The 8,278-nt window shown below is 44.1% G+C and carries 2 protein-coding genes; both read right to left on the reverse strand.

Annotated features, from left to right (window positions below; translation table 11 throughout):
• Positions 1 to 10: 10 nt before the first annotated feature.
• Positions 11 to 4,300 carry an RCC1 domain-containing protein gene (locus tag CLV99_RS01090; protein ID WP_133582641.1) on the reverse strand — a complete coding sequence of 1,430 codons (4,290 nt, stop codon included), beginning with the start codon at positions 4,298 to 4,300 and terminating at the stop codon, positions 11 to 13.
• Positions 4,301 to 4,366: 66 nt separating this feature from the next.
• The coding region (locus CLV99_RS23080) for a beta strand repeat-containing protein (RefSeq protein WP_162849971.1) at positions 4,367 to 8,278 on the reverse strand (3,912 nt) is incomplete at its 5' end.

Below are 8,278 nucleotides of genomic sequence, written 5' to 3' on the forward strand. Positions count from 1 at the left end.
GCTGTTCATTTTAATTAGTTGCAGGAATACAATCCTTTGCCAAACAATTCCAAACTGTACCATTATAAAGCTTCACGCAGGCTGCTGCAATATCGTAGATCAACATACCTTCTACCGGATTGAGTATTGCTGCTGATGAACTTACCCTCGTGATTACAAAACCTTTATTCTTCGATTCGATCACGATATGTCCATTAGGCACATTCGCAGGCCATCCTGTTGTACCACCGGTAAAACCTGCTAGGTTAGAAATTCCTGTAGTGCTTGGTAAACCTGGAGCGTCAAATACACCTGGATTAGTACAAATTTCTGTTACCACTAGTGCCCCACAAAGGTATATTTCTGGGGTAGCTGCAAAGTTATATTGATTCTCTGTAGCACTTGCGCTAACCCCATCACCCATACTTCCGTTAATCCTGTGCCCCACATAACCGTATCTTTTGGTGTTATCTTTAACCGTCATAGAGGTGTGCCCTCCGGTTTCTACCGCAATCACATTGTCAGTCCAATTCAGTTTTCCGATATCGTAGGGATTAGCAGCAGGAATACTGCCGGGCATCTCCGTTGGATTAATTGGATTACCGCCCGATGACACTCCAAGCATAAGACTGTTATTCGATCCCCAAGCCCAAAGTCTACCGTTTGCTGTCAGTACATTAATACCACGAGTATGCACAGTACTCAAAAAGTCATGTTCATTTGCGCTGATCCATACCACATTTGTAAGGTAATCCTCTTCCGTTGCCGATTTCTGTACCTGTACCCAGCTGTTACTGTCGGTGGTGTTAAAGTTACCCAACTGATTAGTTAAATTAACTCCCATACTATACACACTGCCATTAGTTCCTAATATATAATAAGTAGCTCCACTCGCCCCTATCATTTTTGGGGTTACACCTACCGGCAGAGTCATTTGTGTGGCAAATGGTCTGTTTGCTACCGCCCCAGTACCATCACCTAGTCTTGTGTTTGTTCCCCAGGTATATACCTCTCCCGATGCCGCTAACGCTATAAATGCCTGTGTACCCGTTCCACGTACGGCGACTATATTATCTAATGTGGTAGTCGCATTAATACGCACCCGATGCCATAATGCATGGTTTGTAGTAGAGCTTGCAGCGCCATCACCGTATGTATTTGCCTCCTGACCCAACATCCACACTTCACCAGAACAGGTTACCAATGCCAATGTATGGAAACTACCAAACAACATTTTAACATCTGCCGGAGCGACCCCGTCTGGTAAACCGTCTGCCTTTACCACGCCGCCATTAATGCCGAAAGTTCCTACACTTATTTTTTGAAAGGTATTACTGCTTGTAATGTCCCCTGAAATCAAAGTTCCCTCTAGTCCCCAAGCAAACAGCCCGTTTGTAGTTAAAACAACACTTTGAGCAGTAGCTTGATTAGTGCTTCCGCCGGTAAATTTGAGGATATTTCCCGTAAGTGCCGGATAGTTGGTACTGTTGACAACTCTAGGCGTTAACACGTTAGCTGTACCATCGTTTGCCATTCTTTCACCCCATACCATCAGTTCGCCGGTAGATCCGTCGCGCATCATGGTGCTATGGAACATACTTACCATATTGTCGTACTCAATGGTGTTTGGATCTGAGGTGTTTAAGAAAGTATTTGGATTACAGTCGCCGGTAACACAGTAGCTTGGGAGCACGGTTGCGAAAGTAATGTACCGCTGTATATTATCTGTATCGAAATTATTGCTAAATACCCATTTACCATTGGTATAGGTTCCTGCAACACTTTTTACGTTGGTGGTAAATGCCGCATCGTCCGCAACCAACATATAAACCGTATTCGATGCAGCAAAACTACTACCAAAAGTAGACAAATCTGCTTCGAAATACAGCGCGTTCGGCGTATTTTTACGCTGAGACAGCCATACTCGCTGAATTCTCTTCCAAGTATTTCCTGCCACAGTAACGCTGGTAAGATTTGGGCTCGTTACATTGTTATCTCCCAATAAGAAATAGGTTTTATCGTTGCTAAATCTTGTACGTGCCGCATTGTCATTTGGATTCACAAAATCATTGGTAGTTGCCACCGTAAGAATGGTTCCAGCATTCACACTTTTGGATACCATTTGCTCAAAAAGCCCAATATCTTCCCTTGCCACACCAAAAATATTATTGTTGTAAGCGGTGTTGGTGGCACCGTTCCATACCATAGCTGCATCGGCATCCAGGTAATGGTCTGTATCTACCCGTCCTAAAGTAATACCATATTTAATCGCAAGATAAGAGTCTACCCTTCTGCGTTCTGTATCTGACAACGTACCTGCACCATAAACTACGGTTTCTCCAATATGTCCTATGAATCCGGGATTATCGCTAGCGTTGCTAGAAAACTCAGTATTTCCAAATATATGACCGCCGAATTGATTACCCACTGCATTATAAGTTGTTGGAGTTTGTAAAACAGCGCCATTAAGTCCTTTTCTTGTATTTATGTTTGTATTTTTAAAATACATGATGCTGGGTATAGTTGCACTAAAAGCAGGAGCTACATTTGGGTATTGCGTCGCGCCCCCATAAACTCTTCTTTCTAAATCAGTTGTAGCCGGCCAGATACCGAAAGCATCCCAATTTGAAATACCAGTAGTTGTATTATCCATACCAACACTAAATAATCTACCAAATGAACCGCCACTTACCAAACCTTCTTTAGTGAATGTAAATACATCATAGTCTAAACTCGTTAATGTACGTACCGTATTGTTTCCTAAAGTTTGTGTTCCAGCCGTAAAGTTAATTCCTGCGTTAAAGTTGAAATAATTAACTGCACCCAATACGTATTTAGGTAAGGCGTTCGTTCCTAGCTGCGCTACCGTGGTTCCAGACCATACATCTGTCCATCCGGTTACATCGGTTGCGGCACCTGTATTCACTGCGTTTTTATCAGCTCTGTACCAGTAAGACAATCCGTTAGTTACACCTCCCGGAGAATTTCCAAAACCTGCAAAGGTAAAGAATTCTCCATTTGACAGCACAACATTTGCGGTGTTGTAAACCACCCCATTCACGGTTACCTCTGTAACCATTGAAGTAAAATTATCTGTTGCATCAAAAACAGCATCCGTAGATTGCACCAAATACAGGTTATTTACTCCTTTTGGCCAGGCAACAGTTACCGTGCCTACACTGCCGGTATTCTGTACTTTCCAGATCGATTCGAAACGGAAATTGGTTGGTCCGTTAGCGCCCCCTGTGAAAACCAAAGGTGTTGTGAGGCTTTGCTTTAAGCCATTATCGCCTACAACTAAAAATTGCCCATCTACCAAGCTATTTGTATTGTCTGCATTGGTATTAAATAAAGAGCTACCATGGCCAAGAACTAACTTCTGATTTTCAGATGTACTGGCTGCTTGCTTTTGGTGCAATGCTGATGCATCATCTCTTGCAATACCGAAGATGTTGTTGTTGTAACCATTGTTAATGGTTCTGTCCCATACAATATTACTGTTTGCGGCAAGGTAATTTTCTGCAAGTGTGGTACCATTTTTTATAGCTAAATAAGAATTTACTCTCGATTGCTCATTAGCTGATAAGGCACGTTTGTACCAAATAACCTCCATGATGTCTCCTGGAAAAGCTCCAGAAGCACTCCAGTCTCCTTCACCTATTCTTAAATGCTGGCCATTAAAATGAAACCTGTTAGTTCCTGTATATGGATATGTTTTATATATACCATTCATACCCAGAACCCTCTCTCCACCGGATGACGTTGAAGTTCCTCCACTAGTTACAGGGTTGTTACCTATCCCTGAAACTACATTTATAGCACCAATTTTGAACGGTTCCTCTGTAAAATATTCAAAACTAGCTCCTCCGCTAAATTTATAAAACCTTAATATTCCATTTTCAATAGAAAATGCCGGTTCGGATGCATAGCCCGGAGTGTCATCAATCCCGACGATACGCCCTTGTCCTGCCATAATAGGTCTTACTGCCGAAAAGATAGAATGGGAGACATCACTCAATAATCCATTGGTTGGATTTAATACTGAAGCGTTATTGTAAAAATATTTAGTCCCCGTATAATTTGTAGTGTAAGGATGGAAATTGTGCGCTCTGTCAGCCGGAGAAAGTGTCCATATACCTACTGCCGGTATGTTGTTGGCGTTTGCAGAATGGTCTTTCCAAGCCGTAGCTATGGTTCCTGCATCGTCTGATTTTACCCAGAAATCAGGAGCCGAAACACCTCCAGGAGCTTGCGCATGTAGTTTAGATACAGAAATACAAGCTAGGAAAGTTGATAATATTAATACGTAAAATGTTTTCATAGTCTTCATTTTATAAGAACCCTCCCTTCAAAGAAGCAAGGGTTCTCATTAAGATTGCTTTTCCTATTATTGCTTGCTGTTCAATAACTGTTCTAATTTTTGCATTCTTTCTTTTAATTGCTGCAACTCGTTTTGTTGTTGAAGAATAATCTCCTGTTGTTTTTCATTCACTTCATATTGAGTTTTTAACTGTGACTGTTGCTCAATAGTATGTAAGAATAATTCTTCGATTTTTTCAAGTTGTTGAATAGAAAGTGCCGTCATATCGAACGTATATCCATTTTCTGATTTAGCCAAATCGTTTATTTTGGTTACTCCTGGTAAATGGTGATTTTTTTTGATAAACTCGCTGACTTCCTCCAATGAATTAAACTTATAGTCCTTATTTAAATCGGAATGCCCTTTAAAGTATTTTTCAAATACATAATCGGCATACACACTGTTGGTTGTCCAAAGTTTACCTGTAGTTGAGATATCACCATTTACGTGTAATTTAGGTTGAATGGTCGTACCTCCCACTACAAACGATGGCGCGGATGTTGCATTGATAGCTACTTCTCCAGTTGGTGTTATACGCATTCTTGAAGTATTATCGGTTAAGAAAGATAAAGGCGTAGCTCCTTCTGTTCGTATATCTAAGCCAGTAGTTCCTGTACCTCTTGCTGCAATCTGACCTTTAAGGTTATTATCAGCAAAGACATCTAAAATCGAATTTCCACCAGTAACTGTGATAGATCCTCTACTAGTTCCTGTAGCTGTAACCCTTCCTTCGGTTGCATTGGTAGCGATCAATACACTACTACCTGTTCCGGCAAAAGTCAAATTGTTGTTTGCTGTAGTTACAGTTCTTGCGCCTGTAAGTGTACCATTTGCATTATAGATATTAACAGGAGTTGCAGGTAAACCTGCCACAGTCCCTAATACGCCATTAGCATCTGCCACCACCGTTCTGGTTGCTGTAAAAGTTTGATCCTGACTTGCAGACGGATCTCCATCAACTGTAGTATTAATGGCATTTGTTGCACCGTTTAATGGAAGGTTTCTTAATCTCGTAATTCCGTCGTTGTCTAATTTTTCAGTGGGTTCAATGGTATTTATCCCAACATTACCTGTACCTGTAACACGCATTCTTTCTTCACCAGCTGTATTTCCACCCCCACTTGTTGAAAATAATAACGGTACTGGATTTGCAGTAAAACTACTACCTAACCTAACTTGTTCCGCTCCAGCACCGGTTGCTGTTAAATTGAGAGAACCACTAGGAAAAGACTGAATATCAAAACGATTATAAGTAGCACCAGAGCCCGAAGTAACATAGATATCTGCATCGTTAGTGCCGTTTGCTTCAACTCCAATACGACCATTAGGATCAAAATAAATTTCTCTTTCTGGTGCAGCGAAGGTTAGACTTCTTCCACCCATGGTTACTACCCTGTTGCTCGTTAATGTACCATTGGCATTGTAAATATTGACGGGAGCCGCCGGATTCCAAGCCGTACCATTCCAGGTCATTACGTTACCTGTAGCTGTTCCTGGAGTTAAGCCTAAGGTGTACGGACTAGCCGTAGTTCCGGCACCAGCACGTGTTAGCCCCCCATTTGCTGTGGCATCAGCTACCTCATTGCCAATCACACCATCTACTTCTGTTAGCAATCCAGAAGGATTTGCCCACACGATTTTTCCTGATGCAGTCTGCGTCATCACCTGTCCTGCAGTTCCCGTATTTGTTGGGAACCAATACTCGCCCGTTTGTACAGCCGCCGCATCTCTGAAATTAAAACGTACTCCGTTTGCTTTTTGAACGAAAATCTCCGAACTGTTGTTAAGCGGGAAGGGATCGGCTGCACCGTTAGTATTGGTATGTCTTAAGCGAAGACCATCGTTCTGTAATGAAACTGTAGAACCAAAATTATCTGCAACATTATAACTCTCCAAACGAAATTCACCCGTATTTAGTGTTCTTGCTGTAGAAATCGAATTAGTACCGTTTACCGATGACATTTCTGATTGAATATCAGAAGCTGAAATTGCATTTGTAGTTGTTCCTGAAACAGCTTGTAATAACGCCCTTTGGTCACTTGCAGATGCTATTCTGTAGTTGGTTGGTGACGAAAACCAATAGTGCATAGCCCCATTTGGATTAAGCGGAGAACCCACTTCTGTTCCGGTAGCTCCGCCGGCTGCAGTAATTTCAGATTTAAAATCACCTTTTACTTCCATTTTTTTAGTTGAAGCTGCGGTACTGAAATCGCCTACTGCCACATTACCCGTCTGATAAATACTTTGACTATTTGATGTCGCTCCGGTTGTTGTATTTTGAACATTCCAAGGTTCTACAGCCGTCGTTGGGAATGGCACAGATTTTAGTACTCCGTCTGTACCAGCTACTATCAAATTGTCTGTCGATGTACCTGGTTGTAATCCAGCGATGGCTAGCGTATTCGTCGCTCCTGTATTAATAACTGTTGGTTTTACCAATGGGCCACCAAGCTGAATGTTATCTCCTGTTTTAGTTAATCCGTTATCCGCAGTTACTGCTGCTGTAGTTCCAGCGGGACCTTGTGGGCCCTGAGGACCTTGATCTCCAGCAGGCCCAACTGGGCCTGTTTCGCCTGCAGAGCCTTGAGGACCACGGATATTTCCGTTAAGTACCCAAGTGGTACCGTCGTAAACATATGTCTCGCCGGTAGTGGTGTTGATATAGGTGTCACCGTCTGCTCCTGTACCCGTTGGAGCAGTTGCCCCACTCGTTACTGATGTACCGTTGGTTCCATTTGTACCTGCTGGACCTTGAGGACCTGGTGCGCCTGCTGGGCCTGGTGCGCCTGCTGGGCCCTGTAGACCTTGGGCTCCTTGGGGACCGCTGATATTTCCATTAAGTACCCAAGTGGTACCGTCGTAAACATACGTCTCGCCTGTAGTCGTGTTGATATAGGTATCGCCGTTTGCTCCTGTACCCGTTGGAGCAGTTGCCCCACTCGTTACTGATGTACCATTTGTTCCCGCTGGACCCTGAGGGCCGTTGATATTGGTCCAGTTATTCGTCGTAGGGTCGTATACCCAAACTCCCGAATCATTATGTACAACCGTAATACCTTCACCAGGGGCACCAGGCGTGCCCGAACCCGGTGTGCCCGGTGTACCAGAAGTACCCGGCATGCCCTGAACGCCTACTACACCCGCATCCCCTTTATCTCCCTTATCTCCTTTTGGACCTAGGATATTCGTCCAGTTATTCGTCGTAGGGTCGTATACCCAAACTCCCGAATCATTATGTACAACAGTAATACCTTCGCCAGGGGCACCAGGCGTGCCCGAACCCGGTGTACCCGGTGTACCAGAAGTACCCGGCATGCCCTGAACGCCCACTACGCCAGCATCTCCTTTATCTCCCTTATCTCCTTTGGGACCTAAGATATTGGTCCAGTTATTCGTCGTAGGGTCGTATACCCAAACTCCCGAATCATTATGTACAACCGTAATACCTTCGCCAGGGGCACCAGGCGTGCCCGAACCCGGTGTGCCCGGTGTACCAGAAGTACCCGGCATGCCCTGAACGCCCACTACGCCAGCATCTCCTTTATCTCCCTTATCTCCTTTGGGACCTAAGATATTGGTCCAGTTATTCGTCGTAGGGTCGTATACCCAAACTCCCGAATCATTATGTACAACCGTAATACCTTCGCCCGGTGCCCCAGGCGTGCCCGAACCCGGTGTGCCCGGTGTACCAGAAGTACCCGGCATGCCCTGAACGCCCACTACGCCAGCATCTCCTTTATCTCCCTTATCTCCTTTGGGACCTAGGATATTCGTCCAGTTATTCGTCGTAGGGTCGTATACCCAAACTCCCGAATCATTATGTACAACCGTAATACCTTCGCCCGGTGCCCCAGGCGTGCCCGAACCCGGTGTGCCCGGTGTACCAGAAGTACCCGGCATGCCCTGAACGCCCACTACGCCAGCATCTCCTTTATCTCC

This window comes from Sphingobacterium yanglingense, from assembly GCF_004363245.1.
Classification (GTDB): Bacteria; Bacteroidota; Bacteroidia; order Sphingobacteriales; family Sphingobacteriaceae; genus Sphingobacterium; species Sphingobacterium yanglingense.